The following is a 24,181-nucleotide window of genomic DNA, read 5'->3' on the forward strand; positions in this document are numbered from 1 at the left end:
GCATCATCATGGAAGCTAAATATGAATATCTTTAAAAACTTCGAAAAAAAAATTAAGAGATCAATTGAATTATCTGATATAAAAGGAAAAAATGGAGAAGATCTAGATTTATCAAAAATCACTGTTGATCCTCCGCGTGATTCATCCCATGGTCATTTATCAACCAATGCTGCTATGGTGCTTGCAAAATCTATTGGAATCAATCCACGTGCACTTGCAGATAAAATCATAGAACTTCTTAAAAATGATTCCTCTATCGAAAATATAGATGTTGCCGGTCCTGGTTTTATAAACATAAAGCTTACAAAATTATTTTGGCAAGATGCTATAAAATCCATGCTTGAATCAGGCACTTCTTATGGTCGTATCCCAATGGGACAAGGAAAACGCGTCAATGTTGAATATGTCTCAGCAAATCCGACAGGACCAATGCATGTAGGACACTGCCGCGGAGCGGTTGTTGGGGATGTTCTCTCCAATTTGCTACAATTTACGGGCTATAACATTACGAAAGAATATTATATCAATGATGCTGGTCAACAAATCGAAGTCCTCGCCCACTCTGTACTATTGCGCTATCGTGAGGCTCTTGGGCAAGAAATTAATGAAATTCCAGAAGGGCTCTATCCTGGAGAATACTTGATACCATTGGGACAATCACTTGCTCAAGAGTTTGGTGACCAACTCCTCACGATGGATAAAGATGAAGCCTTATCTCTTGTGAAAGAACGTGCAATTCATGCAATGATGTCCATGATTCGCGAAGATTTGGCTGCTCTTAATATTTATCATGATATCTTTTTCTCTGAGCGAATGCTTTATGCAGATAATGCACGCGCCATTCGTAACACCATTAACGACCTCACTTTAAATGGTTATATCTACAAAGGAAAACTCCCCCCTCCCAAGGGACAAAATACAGAAGATTGGGAACCAAGTGAACAAACTTTGTTCCGTTCAACAAATGTTGGTGATGACCAAGACCGTGTTTTAGTCAAATCTGATGGTTCTTACACTTATTTTGCTGCTGATGTTGCTTATTTTCGGGATAAATTTAATCGTCATTTTGATGAAATGATTTATATTCTAGGCACAGACCATGCTGGCTATGTAAAGCGGCTAGAGGCAATGGCAAAAGCAATTTCTGGGGATAAAGCTAAATTAAGCGTCTTCTTATGTCAATTGGTAAAACTTTTTCGCAACGGTCATCCTGTACGCATGTCAAAAAGAGCGGGATCTTTTGTCACTCTACGGGATGTTGTCGAAGAGGTTGGGCGTGATCCTGTGCGTTTTATGATGTTATACCGTAAGTGTGAAGCACCTCTTGATTTTGATTTTGCAAAAGTAACAGAACAATCAAAAGATAACCCCATCTTTTACGTACAATATGCAAGTGCACGTTGTCACTCAGTCTTTCGTCAAGCACAAGAAGCGCTTCATATTAAAAGCTTTTCAAATGATACATTAATCGCCCATCTTCATCGATTAACAGATGACCATGAAATATTGTTAATACGCAAACTTTCTGAATATCCACGTATCATTGAACAGGCCGTCGTTCATAAGGAACCGCATCGATTAGCGTTTTATCTTTATGACCTTGCTTCCAGCTTTCACACCCATTGGAATAAAGGGAGTGAAAATCTCAATTTACGCTTTATTCAACCTGATGATAAAGAGTTATCCTTTGCAAGATTGGGGTTGATACAAGCTGTTATCAATATTTTATCATCAGGACTTACCATCATAGGAGTCGAAGCACCAATAGAAATGCGTTGAAAAAGTTCTATAAATACATACAATAGGTACTCTATTGATAAACTTTTTCATGTATCCTTGCATGAGAGGGGGAAAATTTATAATTTTAATATAACAAATCAAAATCAACCATTGATTGCACGCAGATGCAAATCACCATGTGAGAAAAGCTATGAGCGATAACGATCGCAAAAATCTACACGAAACAAAACACGATCATGAACACCATGATCCTTTGGAAAGGCTTACGCGCATTTTTAATCCGCACAAACAAAGCGGAAACCAAAATGAGCAATCTTCTTTACAGACAGATCGATCAACATCTCACCCCGAAACATCATCCCATGATGATGATTTTGATTTGTCCTTTCTAGAAGAGGAACTTGAAAATAATTTAGCACATGACTTACCGTTTGATGATCAAAAAAAACAATGGGACTTGCGTGCAACCAGCAACGCAACAGCCTCAGATATTGCACAAACTGTTTCTTTCAACCATTCAAAACAAAATAATTTATCTGAAGAGAAATATTCTTCACCTAGCAGTCATGATGAAGAACAAATTTTAGATGAGCTTTCTCCATTACCAATCCCAAAGAATCAATCCCCTCAAGAGAAAACAACAGCAACCAGTGCTGATCCGTTTCTTAAAAAAAGTAACCTTATTTCACAATCAGAATCAGAAAATTTCTTTTTTGATAAATCTGAAAGGCGCGAAAATAAGAAAGAGATTCCAGAATCTGTTGAACAAACCAATCGTTTTTCACAAACAAATTCACAACAGCCTAAAACTACGGATATACAACAAACTTATGATGACAATCAAAACCTCTATGACACTCCTGTAAACCATCCCTATAAAATTTCAGCTGATCAAGAAAATTGGATCAAAAAAGATTATCCTGATGTCTCCTCTTCTACAGAGGCAAATGAGTTTTTCTCATCTTCTAATCTTATGTCAGAAAGACAAAACACTGCAAGAAATCAAACAAGAAGTACCTTCTCCTCACCTTTAGATTCTCCACCCGTTGATAGACAATCTTATTTAAAGGGGGCTTCACAAGAAGATCATACAACCAATTATCCCCATTTTTTTGCAGAAAACCCCTCACAACAAAAAACTTATGGCGAAAAAGTTCCGATATATGATGAGGCTCGAGCCCAATACATCAATAACGCCGAAGGTGCCTCTAACCCAAATAGAGAAATTTCATATAATGAAAATAATTTAGATGAGTTTCTTTCCTCATCCCCCTCTTTAAATACAAAACAAACGGATGGCTTTTTTGCCCATAACTATACGCACAGAGATACTCCCCCTCCCAATGTTGATACTTATAAATTTTCAGAGGAAATCGTAGAAAAAACTGGTCCTATTATGGTTCCAGAAGTCCCGTATGAAGCGCCAGAATATGATGTGCCAACTAGTGGTGGTTTAGAAGAAGAATTTGCTGATGTACTTAATGTAGGAAATGTCCCAACGGATAATTTTTCTCAAAAACAACAGAAAAATGAGGTTTTTAGTGAAGTTTTTCATCAGTCTATGCAAAATTCAAAAGAAGGTGTTTATATAAACTCTAAAGAACAAAATTCCGACTATTTTTCTTCTGCCAATATGGAATATAATTTTCCCCCTTTTAGCGAGAATTCATCATATACAAGCTCAGATGAGATTCCCACGCATCCACCAGCTCCTCCTCCCTTAAAAAGTTTTATTTTTAGTAAAACTTTCGTTAAAGGTATTTTTATACTTATTTTAATAGGAATTGGGTTTTCTGGTTATTCGCATTTTTTTATGCCATCACAAAAAAATGAAGAAACGGTCATTATCCACGCTGATAATACGCCTTTTAAATTCAAACCAGAAACAACTGAAACGAAAAATGATGTTGCACATAATTTAGATATCTATAAACAAACAACTGAACAAAATGAGAAACAAGAAAATACACAACAATTTCTTATTGATAACTCTGAACAACCTGAAAATTTAAAAGAATTAAACCCTGAAGAATCTTCAAACGTTTCCTCATCGTCTTTAAATGAATCTGATGTTGAAGATGCAGTCACAGAAGCTATAAATCATACTATTCCAATGCGAGAAGTACAAACTGTTATTGTCAATCAAGATGGTACAGTTACACTAGCCCCCGCGCATCAAACAAACAGCAAAACTGCTGCTCAATCTGAAGAAAGCATTGATCAAGCTTCTAATGAACTTCAAGATTCGTCCCTTGTTTCGTCGCATAATTCTGATATAAACGACCAAGAAAGAGATCATGATCTTAAAAATAATATTGATAAAATAATCGCAGAAAATAATTCTAGCTCAAATATTGAAGAAAAATTTATCCCTATTCCTTCTCATGCAGAAAGAAATACACAAGTTGAAACACCAGCCGCGTCTCGCCCCATATCACCAAACAGAGTCGCAGCACAAAATTCAGAAAGTTATTACGTACAACTTGCATCTCAGCCAACGCATGAGCTCGCTAGAAGTTCTTTAAAAAATATGAAATCTAAATTTGGATTCCTTATCGGTGCCCGTTCTTTAAATATTCAATCCGCTTTTATACCAGGAAAAGGCACTTATTATCGTGTTCGGATTCAAGCACAAGACCGTAATGAAGCCATAATCCTTTGTGAATCCATTAAAAGTTCTGGTGGAAGCTGCTTCATCACACGCTAAACCAATAATGCAACGGTTTTAACAACCGTTGCATTATTTATTTCCATACCATTTAATTACTTATAAAAAACTTCAGAAATTAAAATCGTTCCTCTCTTTTTTATGTCTTTGTGCTGACTTTATTCTTTAGTCTACGTCGATTTTCGCTCTATCTAAAAGATTATATTTATGAAAAAATCACTCCGTACCCTTATAGGTATAAGGTACAGGAGGAAGCGAATTTAAATCTTTTTTGGGCGTTGTTACACTTTGGCTTGTTTCTGGAGTATTATAACGCGAACTATGTTCAGGAGATTTTGCAAAAAAAGATCCTAAAAAACCAAAAACAAACCAGAGAATAACGACCGCAAGAAGAATAGCAAAAATACCCTTAGCAATTGAAACACGTTGTTCACTATCTCTTCTTTCTGCTGCCATACGTTCTTCATATGTGTGATAATTTTTATCAATCATAGTAGATTCCTTTTCTCAATTCCCTTACCTTTTAATTTCTAGAAAATATGCATATATGAAATTATTCAGATACTTATTGTGAGAAAACGATAATTATAGAAAAAAGTTCCAGCTTACTTCATAAAGTTGAGAAAAAGAGGCGAGAGTAGAATTAAAATATCTATCATAGCCTTTGAATTCTATAATAAACTCCTTTGTGTTCTATAATAAAACATTGACACAAAGGTTTTGTTAATAATAGAGTTGTGATCAAAATATCTCATTATTTTTATTAATAAAAATGAAACATACTCAAAAGGTTTTTTTATGAAATCTCCTATATCGTCGCTTCCCTTTAAAATAGAAAAACACCCATCTCCTCTGTCAGAAGAAAAATGTGAAGAAATTTTAAAAAGTCCCGGTTTTGGTCAATTTTTTACAGACCACATGTGTACTATTCAATGGACTGAAGACAAAGGCTGGCATAATGCCATCATTTCTCAATACAAAGCTTTAAAAATTAACCCTGCAAGTACCGTTTTACATTACGGACAGGAAATTTTTGAGGGTTTAAAAGCATATCGTGCAAAAGATGGACGCATCTTGCTCTTCCGTCCTGATGCCAATGCACAACGCTTTATAGAATCAGCGAGGCGTTTAGCTATGCCAGAATTGCCAAAAGATATTTTTCTGGATGCCGTTCATCAATTAGTAAAGATTGATCAAAAATGGGTTTCTGACCAGCCCAACGCTAGCCTCTATATCCGTCCATTTATGTTTGGCAATGAAAACTTTTTGGGAGTCCGCCCTTCTCAAGAATATCTTTTTTGTGTCATAGCCTCTCCAGTTGAATCCTATTTCAAAGGAGAAGAAAAATCTGTCAGCGTCTGGATTGAAACAGATTATAGTCGTGCCGGTCCAAGAGGAACAGGGGCTGCCAAATGTGGTGGAAACTATGCAGCAAGCTTACTTGCACAAAAAACTGCAACTGAAAATAATTGTAGCCAAGTACTCTTCCTTGATATGATTGAACATAAATGGATTGAAGAACTTGGTGGTATGAATGTCTGCTTTATTATGGACAATAATACACTTGTAACCCCCCCACTTAATGGAACGATCCTTCCAGGGATAACCCGTGATTCAATCTTAAGGTTAGCTCAACAAATGGGATTAAAAATAGAAGAGCGTCCTTATTCTTTTGCAGCGCTTCAAGAAGATGCAAAGAGTGGACATCTTAAAGAAGTCTTTGCTTGTGGTACAGCTGCCGTTGTCACATCAATTGGTCGTTTTAGGTATAAAGGGGGAGAATTTATTATTGGAAATGAAACAGTTGGAGAAGTTACAAAGCAGCTTCGTACACAATTGGTTGGCATTCAAAAAGGGAACATAGAAGATAAAAATGGCTGGGTACATTCTGTCCAGCTCTCATAATAATAAGGTATTCTCATATCTATAAACGCTTCCATGAAAGTAGATTCATGGAAGCGTATTTCCTAAAAAAACTCCCTCTATTTTTAGTGACAAAAAAAGAAAGCATTAATCAAATTTCGAATGATTTCTATGCTTTGCTTTAATATTACGGACTGTACCCGTATGGGAGCGCATTACGAGAGTTTCTGTTTGAATGTAACGAGATGTAAATTTAACACCAGAAAGCATATTGCCATCTGTCACCCCTGTTGCTGCAAACAAAACATCACCCTTTGCCATTTCTTCCATTGTATAAGCTTTATTGGGATCACTAATCCCCATTTTAGCTGCACGAGCAATTTTCTCTTCTGTATCTAGCAGCAAACGACCTTGCATCTGTCCTCCAATACAGCGCAAAGCAGCAGAAGCTAAAACACCTTCAGGTGCTCCCCCAATCCCCATATAGATATCAATACCTGTTTCTTCTGGATCAGTTGTATCAATAACAGCAGCAACATCTCCATCCCCAATCAAGCGAATCGATGCCCCTGTTGCACGTACTTCATTAACCAATTTTTCATGACGAGGTCTATCCATAATACAAACAACAATCTGATTAACAGCCACTCCTTTAGCCTTCGCAAGAGCATGGATATTATCGGTAGGACAAGCATCTATATCTACTACTCCCTTTGGATAACCAGGACCAATAGCAATTTTTTTCATATAAACATCAGGAGCGTAAAGGAGATTACCTTTTTCAGCAATTGCAATTACTGCCAAAGAATTGGCAATATTTTTAGCACAAAGTGTTGTTCCCTCTAGTGGATCAAGTGCAATATCGATCGCCAACCCACTTTGAAGACCTACTTTTTCTCCAATATAAAGCATAGGCGCTTCATCCCGCTCACCTTCACCAATCACCACTGTACCATCAATAGGCAATCGATTAAGTTCCTGCCGCATTGCATCTACAGCAGCCTGATCCGCAGCTTTTTCATCGCCACGCCCGCGCCAGCGTGCAGCAGCAACAGCAGCACGTTCAGTAACACGTACCAATTCAAGCGTCAAAATACGATCAAGTCCATTTAAAATCTTCTGAGTTGTGGGCATATGAAAAAATCCTACCGAATGAATACCAGAAAAAATATGAGTCCTTTTAAATACTAAGAATAAAGTTTTTGGCAAAGATGAAAATTTTCCACAAGAAACAAAAGAACTCAAGCTTGCCTTTTTGTCATTATCAAGAAAGTTATCAATTCTCTGCCATAGGCTCAATACGAATAAATTGAGATTTTGCAACAAGATGTCCATCTTTTTCAATTTCTGCAAGTGCCTGTCGTACATTCACCTCTGTTGTTTCATGCGTAATTAAAATAATTGTTTTTTCAATTTGATCTTCTACAAAAGATCTTTGAACAATCGACTCCAATGAGATGTGATTATCAGCCATATGCCTTGCAACCGCGGCAAAAACACCAGTACGATCATGAACATTTAAACGAATAAAATAACCCCCTGCATGATGCGAAATACGTGCTTTTTTATGAGGAGTAAGTTCTAATGCTGGACGTCTTAAAACAGGTGCATACTGAAAACCAGAACGCGCTTTTGCTATATCAGCCAAATCACCAATAACGGCTGATGCTGTTGCCATTCCTCCGGCGCCAGGACCAGAAAACAGTAATTCACCTAATAAATCACTTTGAATAGAAAGAGCATTGGTTACGCCATTTATCTGTGCAATCATTGAAGATGTTGGTACCATTGTTGGATGAACGCGTTGCTCTATTCCAGAATCCGTTTTTAATGCAACTCCTAAAAGCTTAATCCGATACCCTAATTCATCAGCTGCTCGAATATCAATTTGCGAAATATTATGAATTCCTTCAACATAAACATCATCTAACGAAACAGCTGTTCCAAATGCCAAGCTTGTCAACAAAGCTAATTTATGAGCAGTATCATTTCCCTCAATATCAAAACTTGGATCTGCTTCAGCATACCCAAGTCTCTGTGCATCTGCTAAACAATCTTTAAATGAAAGACCTTCCGTAAACATACGTGTTAATATATAATTACAGGTTCCATTGAGAATACCATAAATTCGCGATATCTGATTACTGACAAGTGATTCTCTCATCGCTTTGATGACAGGAATTCCCCCTGCAACAGCTGCTTCAAAATGAAGAAAAACTCCTTTTTTTTCTGCAATTATAGCCAGCTCTACTCCATGTCGAGCAAGAAGGGCTTTATTGGCTGTTACAACATGATGTCCCGCCTCAAGCGCTCTCTTAACAGCGGTGTACACCACATCCAATTCACCACCAATTAACTCTACAAAAACATCAATCTCATCAGAAGCAGCCAACTCCACGGGTGAATCAAACCATTTTATATCACTGAGATCAATTCCACGATTACGGCTTTTATCGCGCGCACTAACAGCAACGACTTTGATGAATCGCCCACATTGACAAGCTAAACTATTCGCTTTTTCACATAGAGCTCGAACAACTGAAGTACCAACCGTACCAAGTCCCGCAACACCAACTTTTAAAGCTTCTGCCATTATTAACCACTGATCCCTATCTTCACTGAAAAATCGTTTAAATGATGTGCCAATCAACACAAAGAATACTTACATCCATAAGAACAAAAGAAATACCCCGCTCTATTCACTTCATGTTCTCCAATAGAATTATTCCCGCTTGTTCAATCAACATTCCTAAAAATATAATATTTATTGTCTTCAAAGATTTCAGAATCTTTATAAAATATCTAATTCAGAATGAAAATCTGTAAAACTGATAAATGCAAATTGCCATAAAGAAAAGTTCTAAAAAATAATCAATAACAAGTTAAAGAATATTAAGGACTTAGTAAGAAAGAATAAAAACATCTCTTCTAAATTAACAAATACGGAACAAAAAACATTCTTTCATATGAAAAATTAAGAGAATGGATAAAACAAAGTAGATCAGTAAATAATAACACATTTCTTCCTACCATTCCATAGTTTGAAATATAAATCTTTAATGCAAAAATCTTAATGCACTTATATATCAAAATAGAACCTTACATTAAAGTAAAAAACAAGACTTAATATGTGCACACCATAATTCTGAAATATTATAAATATGGAGAATAAATTTGCAAAACTCAAATATTTTACCTAAACTTACTGCCACCCCTTTGAAAAACTAGCGAATTGAAATGACAAAAACCTCAATCTACCCTTTACCCATGCTAATTCATTTTCAAATAAATAACCTTCTCAACATGTGAGGGAACAAATGAAGGGGTTTTAATTTTAAATTCCTTATAAACATGTAAAAGTAAAGATAAGAAAAATATTTTTAATATATTCTGTAAAAATTGCTTTAATATTTTTATTTTCATCATACAGAATCTATTTATATTTTTTAAACTAAAATTAATCTATGGTTTATGCCTAAAAAAACTTTTGTATGATTGGTATTATTTGCTAATTTGGTAATAAATATTTGTTTTATACTTCATAAATTATACAGTTTTTTGCTTTATGATAAGCTCAAATGAGAAATCTTCTGTATAAAGGCTCTTTCTAGCAAGTTAAATAATATTCTCATGTACAAGCAAAGATAACAAACGATAAAATATGCAAAAAATAAACACACTTAAAATAATGTTTTGATCATTTTTGCCTACTAGTCAAACTGAAAAGAAATAATCCAAACAGGAATTGCTCAAAAATTATTCAATAAAACACACTTTTTTCAAAAAAAATGACATAGAGGGCTTGCGAAGTAAAAAGATCCTCTCTATAAGCCTCATCAATGGTTTGCGCCCATCGTCTAGCGGTTAGGACATCGCCCTTTCACGGCGGAAACAGGGGTTCGATTCCCCTTGGGCGTACCATAATTCTTTTTTCTATGTGTAATACATTCATTTTATTCGTATTCTTAAAAATGAGGAATGCATAAATAAAAACGAGGGAATAAGATTTTTAAAGGGATCTCTTCGTAAAAAAGATACAAGAATCATTAGATAATTGATTTCTTTGTTGCATTTCGAGGATAGTGTTTTACTGCGCAAAGTTAATAACAATAAAAATCGATAAAATATAAAAATTAGAAGGTTCTAGCTCGTGATCCGGTGAGTTTATAAGCCATATTCTTGCGTATACCGTTAATTTTTAAATTAAAACCAGCCACATCATTTATACGTTTCTTCCAACCTTCAAAACTAAAATTCACCCCAAAACACATCTTATATGAAGCATTTTTAATTACGGTGCCTTTTCACATTAAACTTTTCTATAAACAAACAGACCGTAATCTTAGAATTGAAATGCGATATAAAAATAGATTCTTATTCACCTAACACAACAAATCAAGAAACTATAATTTAGAATACAATCAACTTATTAAATGGAAACTCTGATAATAAAAATGCATAATCCTTGACCCCCAGTGATCTAACTACCTTATCTATTAAACAGATTCTTCATCAATCATAGAATAATTATAGATTTGCAAACACATCACTTCTTTTCAAAAATTAAACCCTCCAACAAAATTTACACTCTATTGATCATAGATTCTAAAAGATCATATTTGAGTGCTTTTTTCCCTTGTTTTTACTTTTCATTATAAACTTGAAAATGCTATAAAGTAGTATCGCTTAAAAAAAAGGACTTCTAATGGCAAAGATCAAAGTAGAAAACCCCGTTGTTGAACTTGATGGGGATGAGATGACCCGTATCATCTGGAAATATATCAAAGATAAATTAATCCATCCCTATCTCAACATTGATCTCAAATATTATGATCTTTCCGTCGAAAATCGTGATGCAACCAATGATCAGGTCACTATCGATTCTGCCAATGCTATCAAAAAATATGGGGTTGGTATAAAATGTGCAACCATCACACCTGATGAGGCACGCGTTAAAGAATTTAACCTAAAAAAAATGTGGAAATCACCTAATGGCACAATCCGCAATATTTTAGGAGGAGTCATTTTTCGCGAACCCATTATCTGTAAAAATGTCCCTCGCCTTGTTCCTAACTGGACAAAGCCAATTATTATTGGACGTCACGCTTTTGGTGATCAGTACAAGGCAACAGATTTTAAATTTCCAGGAAAAGGGAAATTAAGTATTAAATTTGTAGGTGATGACAATCAAGTTATTGAACATGATGTTTTTGATGCCCCAAGCGCAGGGGTTGCTATGGCTATGTATAACCTTGATGAGTCAATTCGTGATTTTGCTCGAGCATCCTTTAATTATGGACTACAAAGGAATGTCCCAGTTTATCTTTCAACAAAAAATACCATTCTAAAAACTTACGATGGTCGTTTTAAAGATATCTTTCAAGAAATATTTGATACGGAATTTAAAACTGAATTTGAAAATCGTAAATTATATTACGAACACCGCCTCATTGATGATATGGTTGCTTCTGCAATTAAATGGTCAGGAGGCTATGTATGGGCATGTAAAAACTATGATGGTGATGTTCAATCTGATATTGTTGCCCAAGGCTTTGGTTCTCTCGGTCTCATGACTTCTGTTCTTATGACACCAGATGGTAAAATTGTTGAAGCAGAGGCAGCACACGGCACCGTAACACGCCATTACCGTCAGCATCAAAGAGGCGAAGAAACATCAACAAATTCTATTGCATCTATTTTCGCATGGACGCGTGGACTGGCACACCGTGCTAAACTAGATAACAATGAGAAATTAAAAAGCTTTTCCGCGACATTGGAAGAAGTTTGTATTAAAACCGTCGAAGAGGGTTTTATGACTAAAGATCTCGCACTTTTGATTGGGCCTAAACAGAAATGGCTTTCTACAACAGGTTTCCTCGAAAAAATTGATGAGAATCTCAAAAAAGCAATGGGCAATTAAGTTATTACTTAAATTAAAATTCAAAGCTCTAAACAGAGCTTTGAATTTCTCTTGGCAAATTCAAAGAAGTACCTTATAAGTAAAAATAGGGTAAATTTTTATTAAATTAAATAGCAAAAAACAGTGAAAAAACAAAGCTGGTCTGCGCTTTTATTAGGTAAAAATGGTCTTTGCTTTTTAACGTTTACAGGTGGTGTTGTATTACACGCCACCAACGTCTATATTGTTATTACTATTTTACCCTCCCTTATGAATCATATTGGCAGTGAGATATATTATTCTTGGGTAGCGACTGTCTTTATTACAGCTTCACTCCTTGGTACTTCACTTGCAACAAAAATATTAGGAAAATTAGGTCCTCGCAACGCTTATGTTATCTCTGGACTTATCTTTACCCTAGGCACTTTCCTCTGCAGCATTTCTTCGTCTATGTCATTATTTTTAATAGGACGCTTTATTCAAGGATTGGGAAGTGGTTCTTTGTTATCTCTATCCTATTCCATGGTACGTATTATTTTCAGCCCCTCTTTATGGTCACACGCATTAAGTGTTATCTCTGGAATGTGGGGAATATCAACCTTGTTAGGACCAGCTATCGGTGGCATTTCTGTACATTATGGCGTATGGAGAGCATCATTTTGGGTTATCGGCATATTAGCGATAATCTTCTTGCTCATAGCTCTTAGAGTTTTACCTAAAAAGAATGAAAACTATGTTCCAACATCCCCCCTCCCTCTTCTCCAGCTTTTCATACTCACCTTATTGATTTTTATCATTTCTGTTGGAGGAGCTATGGACACAACAATGGCAAAAATTTGCGGATTAGTTATCGGACTTAGTCTTCTCTTTGTTCTAGCAAAAATCGAATCATATAGCTTTCATCCTATGTTGCCGCGCAAATCCTTTTCTTTCTCTTCTGAAATTTTTCCCGTTTACGCATTAATACTCGTGATGACAACAGTCGTGTACAGTATAGAACTTTATTTACCACTTTTTCTTCAAGAGCTTCATGGACAAGCTCCCCTTATAGCCGGTTATATAGCAGCACTTATGAGCCTAGGGTGGACATGTGGAGCCCTCTCAAGTGCTGCTGTCTCCACAAAAAAAATTCGCAACATCATTATATACTCGCCCCTATTTAAACTGTTAGGCATAGCGATTCTTTTATGGCTCATCCCAACAGAAGTTTCCACACTCGAATATATTTTTATTATTTGCTTAGCACTATTTTCTATTGGAATCAGTGCGGGCATAGCATGGCCACATTTGCTCACACGGATCTTGCAATGTACAAATGATGAAGATGCTCTACGTGCCAGTGAATCCCTTACCTCCGTACAACTATTTTCAGCTGCATTGAGTGCAACTCTAGCCGGAGTGATAACCAATCTTGCCGGTCTCTTTAATCCTGGAGGAACAATAGGAATGATCTTAGCAGCAAAAACTCTTCTTATAGTGCTCATTGGTTTTTTATTGTGTTTTGCTATTCCATTAGCGCTGCGCATTTCTTACTGCATATTAAAAAATCCAACAGGACATTCCAATAATTAAATAAACATAAAAATACCTTCTTCATTAAAAAAATGAAAGTATTAAGCATGCTTTTCCATATACCATGAGACGCAAAAAATCACTAATCCACACAAAGTTAGAACACTTCCTAAAATAGCTGTATATTCATAACTATAGCCCAATTTTAAAACTAATGCTCCAGATTCTGTACCAAGAGCATTAGCAATATTAAAAGCAGACTGCATTAATGCTCCTGCCAAAATCTGTCCCTGTAGTGCAACATCCATAATTTTTGTTTGTATAGAAGGCATAGCAGCAAAAGAAGTTCCAACAAAAAAGCATCCTATTGCCGCTGTTAACGGAGCATAAGATAAAAAGAAAAAAAGAAAAAAAACAAATACGCTCCAAAGCATAGAAAAAAATATCATCGGCGAAATACCAATTTTAACGGCCAATTTAGGCCCCAAGAGATTTCCTACCACCATACCCAATCCAACTAACGGCATGATAAATGGTACCAACTCAAGTGAAACACCAGAAATATGCATTAACGTTGGCTTGATATAAGTGAAAACAGAAAATAATCCTGACGCTCCCACCGAAACCATCAACAAAAGAAGCCACACCTGCTTTTGCTTTAATGCACCCATTTCGTGCAAAGGATTCGTTTTTGGAAAACTTAAATCACAAGGTAAAAAATTCCAAATAAGCAAACAACATAATAAAGCAATCATACCCACAAGGACAAAAGCAATCTGCCAACCAATAAGTTGACCAATCCAAGTAGCACTGGGTGCTCCCAAAACGGTTGCAATTGTTAAGCCAAGCATAACATATCCAACAGCTTTAGAACGTTCTTTCATTTCTACCATTGAAGAGGCAACCATAGCCGCAAGTCCAAAATAGATTCCATGGGGAAGTCCACTGAGAAAGCGTAATACTACTAATATGCTAAAATCAGAAACAAAGGCACTAGCAATATTTGCTAAAGCATAAAAAAGCATCAATCCTATCAAAACAGTTTTGCGTGATACCTGAGCTGTTGCCACAGCTAAAAGAGGTGCTCCAATCACAACTCCTAATGCATAAGCAGAAATATATTGACCAGCGGTAGGAATATCAACATAGGAACTTCGTGCCATCTCTGGCAGTAGCCCCATTGCAACAAACTCTGCAGTACCAATAGCAAAACTGCCCACGGCAAGAGCTAAAATTATTAAACGTCGTATTCTCGAATCAATTCCCAATACAAGAACCTTTTGTTGATAAGAATCCCTCATATCATCACTTCTGAATAGGAGTTTTAACTGTAAATATCTGTAATACACACAAACAAAAATTCAAAACATTGTTATACGCATGCCCAATAGTCCCCAATAAAGTTTTAGAAATATTTTGATATATAAAGCATTTTATGGAGTTTTAAGTAAGATTCTTTAATGGAAAATCTTTGAAAACCTCAAGATCATAGACGTATTCACCTATTTCTATCAGATCTGCCAAATAATAAACTTTGTCTCCTATTTTCAGCAGTTCCAATTTTACAGTGAAACCTTTTTTTGCAACTATATACTATACCCTATAAATAATTCTAAAATTTGTCGAATAATGCACTTCAAACAAGTGAACCACATCTCATTATTATCTTGATATAAGGATTAAACTTCTCCAAAACTTATTGTTTCTTTGTTTTTGCTACCTGAATGCAGATCCTCCAAATCGATAAGCTATAATTTCAACTTTACGCCATTCTTATAAATTATTATAGAGTCTTTTAAAAATTCTCATGATAATAGTACTTGGTTTCTAGATTTATTAAATATCCTCTTTTAGGCATCTTTACCCCTCCCTCCTCTAACAGAGGAATCGCATCAGATATCTAACTCATTATCTTTAAATTAAAATATTCACGTAAATATATTGTACTTATTTTCAGATAAATTCTATAAACAGAGCATAAAACAAATATAATAATTTTTATCTCAATATATTCATCGATATTTTATAAATGTGCTAATTATCGTGATTAATATTTAATTTTTTATGACATAAAATATATAATTATAATATTTAAAATGTTGTAATCTTATTTTAGTTTTCTTTTAATTTTCTAAAAATTTATCTATTCGATTGTATATAACCTATTCTTTACCTTTAGTAATAAAAAACACAAATTATCTCATAAAAATACAATTTTCATACTTCTTTAAGAGTTCGCTAACGCCTCATTAACATTGTTGCTTTAAACAGTCATCAGAAACAGAAATAAACTGTTTTTCTCCGGATCAGGTAGCGCGTACCGGAGTAACAGTTTCTGTTTTATATAGTAATTAGAAAAAGAATATATGCCCTATAAAACTGCACTTCTATATCTTAGGATAGTGGAATTTATAATTTTGGAAGGTGTTTCTAATTTCATATTTTTAGCTAAATTTGTAAATGCAAGAATAAATTCAATAAAAAAATGAAACGCTATATTACGATTAATATTTTAGCGTCCTTGTGCCCATAGAGCGCGCGTTTCAGCGCAAAAATCAGCATAACAGCCTTCTTCAATGGCATCACGAATTCCCTGCATCAGTTGTTGATAATAAAAAAGATTATTCCAAGTCAACAACATCCCCCCAAGAGATTCACCAGATTTGATCAAATGATGCAAATAAGCACAACTATAATCATGTGCTGCTGGACAAAGTGACTGCGGATCAAGAGGATGTGGATCTTCTGCATAACGCGCATTACGCAAATTAATTCTACCAAAGCGGGTAAAAGCTAAACCATGACGTCCTGCACGCGTCGGCATAACACAATCAAACATATCAACACCACGAGCAACACTTTGTAAAATATCATCAGGTGTCCCTACCCCCATAAGATAGCGTGGTTTATCCTCTGGTAAAATCGGACAAGTAGTATCCAATACTGCTGTCATAACACTCTGCGGCTCACCAACAGCAAGCCCTCCAATAGCGTAACCTTTTAAATCCATTTCTTTTAATGCTTGAGCAGAACGTTCACGTAGTTTCATATTATCACCACCTTGAACAATACCAAACAATGCTTTATTGGGCTGATCTCCAAAAGCTGTTTTACAACGCTGCGCCCACCGCAATGAAAGTTCCATAGCTTTTTCCATTTCTTTTTCAGTTGCAGGTAACGCAATACATTGATCCAACTGCATCTGGATATCCGCACCAAGAAGTTCTTGAATTTCGATAGAACGCTCTGGACTCATTTCATAGTAAGCTCCATTAATGTAAGAGCGAAAAATCACACCTTGTTCAGTAATTTTACGGATTCCCGCCAATGACATAACCTGAAAGCCACCAGAATCGGTTAAAATAGGTCCGCTCCAGCGTGAAAATTCATGTAATCCTCCCAAACGCGCAACACGTTCAGCTCCTGGACGTAACATTAAATGATAAGTATTCCCTAAAATGATATCTGCACCAAGATCACGTATCTGATCCATATACATAGCCTTAACGGTTCCTGCCGTTCCAACAGGCATAAATGCGGGTGTACGAACACATCCTCGCCCCGTTATAATTTCGCCTCGACGTGCATACCCATCTTGAGCAATTTTTCTATAATGAAATGTCTTTATCATAACTCTCGTCTTTTTGATTCCATCACTGCATATCTCTATAGAAAGAAAAAAGATATCCCCTTACGAGCATTGTCATAAGCTTTATGAATTAATTTTTGATTCGCTCAATATTGTAACCAGCATAAAAAATTAAACGAGATAAAAGAACATTTCTTGTTAAGAAATCACCATAATAAAAGTAATAATCTAGCTCCAGAAAAATAGTAAAATCCTTATAATATCATACCTCAAAATACCTACGCTTAACGCACTAAAGCCTTGATAGAACTACAAAATTATTATCACAATAATCTCATCTTCACATACTTCCATAAGCAATAACTTTGTACGCATAGAAGAAAATTCTGAACGCATTGTACAGCCTACAATATTGTTTACTTTTACAGATAAAAATTTTTCATCTGCTGAGCACGGCGATCCCCACGCTTAATAAAAGCGCAAATGAGCATAATCATTTATCCCCTTACAATATTGAGATAGCTCTTGGCACTTGAGATAATTCACAAAAGGAATTAACGTGTAAAAACACTTAAAAAAACTAAAAATGCTTTTTGTAAAGATTCTCAAATATCAAAAGCTCTATCGTAACATTAGAGGCTGAAAAAGCGTATGATGGCCCCCTCTTGCTCCTTCACAAGCTTTAAAGATGGTGGTGCATAATAGATTTATAGCTTTAAAACTATACACGCCACGAACGTCATTATGGAAGTGAATGTTGATATGTACTGAGAAATGCTTCTTAAAAAACACGTAAATGTGCAACATTAAGTATATTCTATTTGGAGCGTTCCTCTATTAAAAAACGAGAAAAATAAAAGCGTAAGTCCATGCATAATCTTCATTATTTAAAAGATATTGCATTAGATACTTAAAAAAAAGTAAAGTTGAATTAAAAAGGAGATGGCAAGACTAGCCATTTGTTTCACTTCTGCGCCTTTATTATATTCTTCTAAGATTAATTCTTATTTTAAAGATTACACCAATATACATAAACGCTGATTTTCCACCTTGCTAGGCAAAACTGGAGCAGCTAGTAAGGCTCTTATCCGTATTAATATGTGTGCTGCTGCATTAGGATTGGATGTTGATTTACAAGCAGCAACAAAAGCACACGCTCTCCCAGGAAAGTAACATCATAAAACCATTAATAGACCAACAATGAATTGAAGAGAAATGCTGAATTTTTTATAAAACACTTTTCCAAACAAAAACCATAACATAACAGACTTTGCGTTTTCTTATTCTGACAGGTGTTTGTACAAATCCTTTACATTATACTCTTCAGGAAGATCCGATTGAAGTAAATATATGGACAATTCTTAGCTCGAAATTATAAAAGGTAAGCGTGATACTACAAAATAGTTTTGTGTGCCTTTATTGATCAGAAAAGAGTATTTTTTCTTAGAAACTTACAATTGAAGTCAGTATAATTTATACTATTTTGCATCCGCAGCAATAACGGCTTTGGTAATTGAATCTGGATCTGCAACAGGTTCACCACGTTTAATTTTGTCAACATTTTCCATACCTTCAACAACCTGTCCCCATATGGAATATTGACGATCAAGCCACGGAGCATCTGCAAAACAAATAAAAAACTGAGAATTAGCAGAATTTGGATTCTGACTACGTGCCATAGAAACTGTACCACGCTTATGAGAAAGATTTGAAAACTCTGCTGTTAAATTTGTTTTTTCTGCCCCCCCCATACCAGCACGTGATAAATCGAATTTATCACTATCCTTCTTTCCAAATTGCACATCCCCTGTTTGCGCCATAAAACCATCAATAACGCGATGGAAAATAACATTATCATAAGCACCTTCACGTACCAGTTCTTTAATACGTGCAACATGACAAGGTGCTAAATCAGCAAAAAGCTCAATAACAACTCTGCCCTTTGTTGTTTCAAGAATTAAAGTATTCTCTGGATTTTTATTCTCAGCCATATGGAAAGCTCCCTTGATTCATTTCTCAACTTGTAAAGTAGCAGCATTAATAACATCAGGATTTTTTACAGATCCATTATTACTTGTCGTACCTTTTTTTATTTTATCAACAACATCCATCCCCTTTATAACCTCTCCAACAACCGTATACTGACCGTTTAAAAAAGCAGTATCATCAAAACAAATGAAGAATTGAGAATTCGCGGAATCCGGATCTTGTGATCGTGCCATCCCAACTGTACCACGCTTAAACGGCTGTTTTGAAAACTCTGCCGGTATATTAGGATAATTTGAGCCACCCATACCAACGCGTTTCAGATCAAAATCTCTACTGCCCTTTTTTCCAAATTCTACATCACCAGTTTGTGCCATAAAGCCAGGAATTACACGATGAAAAACAACATTATTATAGGCCCCTTCCTCTGTTAATCTTTTGATTTGCGCAACATGTTTTGGCGCCAAATCAGGACGCAGACGAATAACAACATCACCATTGTTGAGAGATAAAACAAGAAGGCTTGCATCACTTGCTGGGCTAGGATTACCAGCGACAGGGGACAATGAAAAAAAACAAAATACACATATCAAAACAGCAAAAATTCTACGAGACACACTTATTCTCCCTTAAAAGATTGGTATTTCAAGCTTAAAGCGTGTGCAACATTGGGCGGTACAAATGGTGTCACATCACCTCCCATAGAGGCAATTTGGCGTACCAATGTAGAAGTTATCGCACGCCCAGAAACACTTGCCGGCAAAAAAACAGTTTGCAATTCAGGAGCTAGAATGCCATTCATCCCTGCCATTTGCATTTCATAATCAAGATCAGTACCATCACGCAATCCACGAACGAGAAATGAAGCACCAACTTCACGCGCCTTTTCAATGAGAAGGTTACTAAATGAAAGAACCTGCAATCGATTAGAATCTGCACCAAATAAGTCCTTCCCGACCTGCGTAATGAAATCAACACGCTCTTCGAAGCTAAAGAGTGTTTTTTTGTCAGCCTGTATCCCTATAGCGACGACCACCTTATCAGCTAACACAAAACACCCTTTCAAAACATCAAGATGACCATTTGTAAGAGGATCAAAAGAACCCGCGTAAAGAGCAATTTTCATGACTTTACTCCTTCCTCTTCAAAATTATTTTTCTTCGCTCATATCAATCGTATCAGAATGCTTCACACTTTCATCATCTAATGAACTCGTATCATCTTCAGGTTCAGAAATACGTTCAACCGATACGACTCTTTCACCTTCAGCTGTATTAAAAATCGTAACGCCCTTAGTTGAGCGCCCAGCAGTACGAATTCCCTCAACAGGGACACGAATAAGCTGCCCCCCATCTGATACCAACATAATTTGATCTTGCGCCTTCACCGGAAAAGCCGCTACTAATTTACCAATTTCAGCTGTTTTAGATGGATCTGTTGCGCGAATCCCTTTTCCGCCACGTCCCGAAATCCGGAACTCATAGGAAGAAGAGCGTTTACCATAACCAAACTCACTCACCGTCAAAAGCATTTGTTCACGTGCATGAAGTTCTGCATAACGTTCATCTGTTAACTCTGTTTCAGCACCCCCATCTTCCTCATCAAGAGTTATAATATCTTCAATATCAGCATCTGTACCAGAAGCACGCCGTTCATTCATTACACGTTTAATATAAGCAGAACGCTCAATGGACGTCGCCTCGACATGCTCTAAAATTGTCATCGAAATGACTTTATCGCCTTTAGCTAAATTGATACCACGAACTCCCACAGAATTACGCCCAGCAAAGACCCGAACATCAACAACTGGAAAACGGATACATTGTCCATTGGCTGTTGTTAGAACAACATCATCATGTTCTGTACAGGTTTCAACAGAAAGAATTTCATCTTCTTCATCAAGTTTCATCGCAATTTTACCATTACGATTAACCTGAACGAAATCTGATAATTTATTACGACGCACAGTTCCACGTGTTGTCGCGAACATAATATCTAATGCACTCCAGCTCGCTTCATTTTCAGGCAAAGGCATAATCGTTGTAATACGCTCACCTTGTTGTAAGGGAAGCATATTGATCAAAGCCCGCCCACGCGATTGGGGTGTCCCCAGCGGCAGTCGCCAAACTTTTTCCTTATAAACAATCCCACGTGATGAAAAGAAAAGAACCGGAGTATGCGTATTGGCAACAAACAACCGCGTTACAAAATCCTCATCCTTCGTGGACATACCAGAACGCCCCTTACCACCACGTCGCTGTGCACGATAGGTATTAAGAGGCACACGCTTAATATAGCCACTATGGCTTACCGTTACCACCATATCCTCTGATGCGATCAGATCTTCACTCTCCATCTCAGCGCTACCAAAACCAAATACGGTACGTCGCGGCGTTGCAAATTCCTCACGAAGAGCACTCAACTCATCCTTAACAATACACATAATGCGTACACGTGATGCCAAGATCTCAAGATAGTCAGCAATATCCACACCAATTTTATTCAATTCATCAGCGATTTCATCACGCCCAAGGGCTGTCAATCGTTGCAAACGCAATTCTAAAATAGCACGCGCCTGTTCTTCAGAGAGATTATAAGTACCATCCTCATGAATAATATGACGAGGATCATCAATAAGTTTAATCAAAGGCGCGACATCCATTGCTGGCCAGCGTCGCTCCATTAACTGTGCACGTGCTGTCTGCGGATCAGGAGCTTTGCGAATAAGCGCTATAATTTCATCAATATTGGCAACAGCAAGGGCAAGACCAACCAAAACATGTGCTCGCTCACGCGCTTTACGCAAAAGATATTTTGTTCGCCGACTGACAACTTCTTCCCGAAAAGAAACAAATGCACGAAGCATATCAAGCAACGTCATCTGTTCGGGTTTTCCCCCATTCAAAGCAACCATATTACAACCAAAGGAAGTTTGTAGCGGCGTATACCGATATAATTGGTTTAAAACAACTTCCGCAACAACATCTTTCTTCAGCTCAATAACAACGCGATATCCATCACGATCAGATTCGTCGCGCAAATCAGAGATTCCCTCAATGCGTTTATCGCGCACCAATTCAGCCATTTTCTCAATCATTGTTGCCTTATTAACTTGATAAGGGATCTCACTCACAATAATTGCTTGTCGACCACTGCGAATTTCTTCGATCTCAACTTTAGCACGCATAATGATTGAGCCACGCCCTGTTTCATAAGCTGCACGAACACCAGAGTGGCCAAGGATAATACCCCCTGTAGGAAAATCCGGACCAGGAATAATTTCAATTATTTTATCGAGTGTGATATCGGGATTATCAATCAAAGCGATACAACCATCAACGACTTCACCAAGATTATGGGGAGGAATATTGGTTGCCATTCCCACAGCAATCCCCCCTGACCCATTAACCAAAAGATTGGGAAAACGCGCTGGCAAGACAACCGGTTCACGCTCACGCCCATCGTAATTATCCTGAAAATCAACAGTATCTTTATCAATATCAGCTAAAAGTTCTTCTGAAACTTTTTCTAAACGACACTCAGTATAGCGCATAGCCGCGGGTGGATCACCATCAACGGAACCAAAATTTCCCTGACCATCAATCAATGGATTTCTTAAAGAAAAGTCCTGCGCCATACGCACTAAAGCATCATAAATTGAAGCATCACCATGGGGATGGAATTTCCCCATAACCTCACCAACAACACCAGCAGATTTACGATATGACTTATTAAAAGAAAGCCCCATCTCATTCATAGCATAAAGGATACGTCGATGAACAGGCTTAAGACCATCACGAACATCAGGGAGTGCACGTGAAACAATCACGCTCATCGCATAATCGAGATAGGAGCGTTGCATTTCATCAATAATACTGATTGGTTCAATACCGGTTAGCACATCACGTTCTGGGTGTGGAGTAAGATCGGTCACAATTTCAAAACTTTCAAAAAAGAATCATTTCACTTTATTTATAGCGAAAAATACACAAAAATGCTAATTTCTCTCCCATGACAAAAAAGAAATTTAACAATATTTTTCAAGATGTTATTAATTTATATTTTAAATTACCAATAATAATTAACAATTTTCACTTCGATAAACTTCAAAAATCTGAAACAAGCAAACCATAAAATGATCATAATACTGCAATTTAAAGACTCTTAAAAAGGGACGTCATCATCTAATTTGTGTGAAAAACTTTCTCCCAATTGATTATTATTTTGACCAAAAGCATTTCTCTGATTTGAGTGACTATCGGCAAAGCCACCACTATAACTCCCCCCTTGACTTGCTCCTTGCTCCCCGCTCGCAGCTCCCCGACCATCAAGCATTTGTAATTCGCCACGGTACTTTTGCAAAACAATCTCTGTTGTATAACGATCATTTCCATTTTGATCTTGCCATTTTCTTGTCTGTAACTGCCCCTCAATATAAATTTTGCTGCCTTTTTTTAAATATTGCTCTGCAACTTTGACAAGGTTTTCATTAAAAATAACAATATTATGCCACTCAGTGCGTTCTTTTCGCTCATTTGTATTCCGATCGCGCCAACTTTCTGAAGTAGCAATACGCAAATTTGCCACTTGATCACCAGAATTCAAACGGCGGATTTCAGGATCCGCACCAAGATTACCAATCAAAATAACTTTATTAAGGCTACCAGCCATCGCATAAACTCCAAAATTTTAATTTGTAAAATACTCTGTTCTATAACAGTTATAACCATCTTGAGCTTCAATTTACATGTCGCAATTGACCATCAATATGGGTATTGCTATCCTTTACCAATATTGTATTCAGTGTAATTATAACAAAAGATGATAAAAACGCATAGTTTATTCCACCACGAGAGAATAAAAAGCTGCTCATTTGTATTTTTTTCACAAAACTTATACCTTCCTTTTGCATTAAAGCAGTTAA

At 36.5% G+C, this 24,181-nt stretch carries 16 protein-coding genes and 1 tRNA gene; 7 read left to right on the forward strand and 10 right to left on the reverse strand.

What is annotated here, in order from left to right; all coding sequences use genetic code 11:
• Nucleotides 1-21: 21 nt before the first annotated feature.
• The gene (gene argS, locus ACFIME_RS05380) at nt 22-1,779 is read left to right on the forward strand and encodes an arginine--tRNA ligase (protein ID WP_375636827.1); all 1,758 of its coding nucleotides are present in this window, start codon (nt 22-24) and stop codon (nt 1,777-1,779) included.
• Nucleotides 1,780-1,930: 151 nt separating this feature from the next.
• Nucleotides 1,931-4,447, forward strand: a complete 2,517-nt coding sequence (locus tag ACFIME_RS05385; RefSeq protein ID WP_375684615.1) for an SPOR domain-containing protein — start codon at nt 1,931-1,933, stop codon at nt 4,445-4,447.
• 177 nt (nt 4,448-4,624) lie between these two features.
• On the opposite strand, the gene ACFIME_RS05390 is transcribed toward ACFIME_RS05385, so the two are convergent.
• Entirely contained in the window at nt 4,625-4,900 is a 276-nt protein-coding gene (locus ACFIME_RS05390) for a hypothetical protein (protein ID WP_375633185.1), read from the reverse strand.
• 306 nt (nt 4,901-5,206) lie between these two features.
• Between ACFIME_RS05390 and ACFIME_RS05395 the strand changes: the two genes are divergently transcribed.
• Nucleotides 5,207-6,313, forward strand: a complete 1,107-nt coding sequence (locus tag ACFIME_RS05395) for a branched-chain amino acid aminotransferase (RefSeq protein WP_375684616.1) — start codon at nt 5,207-5,209, stop codon at nt 6,311-6,313.
• Between the two features lie 105 nt (nt 6,314-6,418).
• On the opposite strand, the gene glpX is transcribed toward ACFIME_RS05395, so the two are convergent.
• Both glpX and ACFIME_RS05405 read right to left on the reverse strand, forming a co-directional pair.
• Nucleotides 6,419-7,405, reverse strand: a complete 987-nt coding sequence (gene glpX, locus ACFIME_RS05400; RefSeq protein ID WP_375684617.1) for a class II fructose-bisphosphatase — start codon at nt 7,403-7,405, stop codon at nt 6,419-6,421.
• Nucleotides 7,406-7,547: 142 nt separating this feature from the next.
• Nucleotides 7,548-8,864, reverse strand: coding sequence for a homoserine dehydrogenase (locus ACFIME_RS05405; protein WP_375633188.1), 1,317 nt, complete (start codon nt 8,862-8,864; stop codon nt 7,548-7,550).
• 1,253 nt (nt 8,865-10,117) lie between these two features.
• Between ACFIME_RS05405 and ACFIME_RS05410 the strand changes: the two genes are divergently transcribed.
• The 3 genes from ACFIME_RS05410 to ACFIME_RS05420 all read left to right on the forward strand — a co-directional run bounded on the left by ACFIME_RS05410 (nt 10,118) and on the right by ACFIME_RS05420 (nt 13,742).
• A tRNA-Glu gene (locus ACFIME_RS05410) sits at nt 10,118-10,192 on the forward strand.
• Nucleotides 10,193-10,976: 784 nt separating this feature from the next.
• Nucleotides 10,977-12,191: an NADP-dependent isocitrate dehydrogenase gene (locus tag ACFIME_RS05415; protein WP_375662428.1), complete on the forward strand. Its 1,215-nt coding sequence runs from the start codon at nt 10,977-10,979 to the stop codon at nt 12,189-12,191.
• Nucleotides 12,192-12,314: 123 nt separating this feature from the next.
• Complete coding sequence (locus ACFIME_RS05420) at nt 12,315-13,742, forward strand: MFS transporter (RefSeq protein WP_375684618.1); 1,428 nt, start codon at nt 12,315-12,317, stop codon at nt 13,740-13,742.
• 41 nt (nt 13,743-13,783) lie between these two features.
• Here the strand turns inward: ACFIME_RS05420 and ACFIME_RS05425 are convergent, their stop codons facing one another.
• Together ACFIME_RS05425 and tgt are read right to left on the reverse strand one after the other, a co-directional pair.
• Nucleotides 13,784-14,983 (reverse strand): MFS transporter, encoded by a 1,200-nt coding sequence (locus tag ACFIME_RS05425; RefSeq protein ID WP_375684619.1) that lies wholly within the window; start codon nt 14,981-14,983, stop codon nt 13,784-13,786.
• Nucleotides 14,984-16,194: 1,211 nt separating this feature from the next.
• The gene (gene tgt / locus ACFIME_RS05430) at nt 16,195-17,313 is read right to left on the reverse strand and encodes a tRNA guanosine(34) transglycosylase Tgt (RefSeq protein WP_375634460.1); all 1,119 of its coding nucleotides are present in this window, start codon (nt 17,311-17,313) and stop codon (nt 16,195-16,197) included.
• A gap of 1,008 nt (nt 17,314-18,321) precedes the next feature.
• Here tgt and ACFIME_RS05435 point away from each other — a divergent pair.
• On the forward strand, nt 18,322-18,444 hold the full coding sequence (locus ACFIME_RS05435) for a hypothetical protein (protein WP_375662431.1): 123 nt from the start codon (nt 18,322-18,324) through the stop codon (nt 18,442-18,444).
• 305 nt (nt 18,445-18,749) lie between these two features.
• On the opposite strand, the gene ACFIME_RS05440 is transcribed toward ACFIME_RS05435, so the two are convergent.
• The 5 genes from ACFIME_RS05440 to ssb all read right to left on the reverse strand — a co-directional run bounded on the left by ACFIME_RS05440 (nt 18,750) and on the right by ssb (nt 23,928).
• The gene (locus tag ACFIME_RS05440) at nt 18,750-19,262 is read right to left on the reverse strand and encodes a peptidylprolyl isomerase (RefSeq protein ID WP_375662432.1); all 513 of its coding nucleotides are present in this window, start codon (nt 19,260-19,262) and stop codon (nt 18,750-18,752) included.
• Between the two features lie 18 nt (nt 19,263-19,280).
• Nucleotides 19,281-19,874 carry a peptidylprolyl isomerase gene (locus tag ACFIME_RS05445; RefSeq protein ID WP_375654998.1) on the reverse strand — a complete coding sequence of 198 codons (594 nt, stop codon included), beginning with the start codon at nt 19,872-19,874 and terminating at the stop codon, nt 19,281-19,283.
• A 2-nt stretch (nt 19,875-19,876) separates the two neighbouring features.
• Nucleotides 19,877-20,383: a pantetheine-phosphate adenylyltransferase gene (coaD, locus tag ACFIME_RS05450; protein ID WP_375684620.1), complete on the reverse strand. Its 507-nt coding sequence runs from the start codon at nt 20,381-20,383 to the stop codon at nt 19,877-19,879.
• Between the two features lie 24 nt (nt 20,384-20,407).
• Nucleotides 20,408-23,191, reverse strand: coding sequence for a DNA gyrase subunit A (gene gyrA, locus ACFIME_RS05455; protein WP_375684621.1), 2,784 nt, complete (start codon nt 23,189-23,191; stop codon nt 20,408-20,410).
• Between the two features lie 230 nt (nt 23,192-23,421).
• Entirely contained in the window at nt 23,422-23,928 is a 507-nt protein-coding gene (ssb, locus tag ACFIME_RS05460; protein WP_375617760.1) for a single-stranded DNA-binding protein, read from the reverse strand.
• Nucleotides 23,929-24,181: the final 253 nt, after the last annotated feature.

Source organism: Bartonella sp. AP1QHHD (genome assembly GCF_042196265.1).
GTDB lineage: Bacteria > Pseudomonadota > Alphaproteobacteria > Rhizobiales > Rhizobiaceae > Bartonella.

Bases quoted from the DNA above. Each gene is read 5' to 3' on its own strand.
- ACFIME_RS05415 (WP_375662428.1), top strand. From the start codon at position 10,977: ATGGCAAAGATCAAAGTAGAAAACCCCGTTGTTGAACTTGATGGGGAT.
- coaD (WP_375684620.1), bottom strand. From the start codon at position 20,383: ATGAAAATTGCTCTTTACGCGGGTTCTTTTGATCCTCTTACAAATGGT.
- ACFIME_RS05385 (WP_375684615.1), top strand. From the start codon at position 1,931: ATGAGCGATAACGATCGCAAAAATCTACACGAAACAAAACACGATCAT.
- ssb (WP_375617760.1), bottom strand. From the start codon at position 23,928: ATGGCTGGTAGCCTTAATAAAGTTATTTTGATTGGTAATCTTGGTGCG.
- ACFIME_RS05405 (WP_375633188.1), bottom strand. From the start codon at position 8,864: ATGGCAGAAGCTTTAAAAGTTGGTGTTGCGGGACTTGGTACGGTTGGT.
- ACFIME_RS05395 (WP_375684616.1), top strand. From the start codon at position 5,207: ATGAAATCTCCTATATCGTCGCTTCCCTTTAAAATAGAAAAACACCCA.
- tgt (WP_375634460.1), bottom strand. From the start codon at position 17,313: ATGATAAAGACATTTCATTATAGAAAAATTGCTCAAGATGGGTATGCA.
- glpX (WP_375684617.1), bottom strand. From the start codon at position 7,405: ATGCCCACAACTCAGAAGATTTTAAATGGACTTGATCGTATTTTGACG.
- ACFIME_RS05390 (WP_375633185.1), bottom strand. From the start codon at position 4,900: ATGATTGATAAAAATTATCACACATATGAAGAACGTATGGCAGCAGAA.
- argS (WP_375636827.1), top strand. From the start codon at position 22: ATGAATATCTTTAAAAACTTCGAAAAAAAAATTAAGAGATCAATTGAA.
- ACFIME_RS05425 (WP_375684619.1), bottom strand. From the start codon at position 14,983: ATGAGGGATTCTTATCAACAAAAGGTTCTTGTATTGGGAATTGATTCG.
- ACFIME_RS05440 (WP_375662432.1), bottom strand. From the start codon at position 19,262: ATGGCTGAGAATAAAAATCCAGAGAATACTTTAATTCTTGAAACAACA.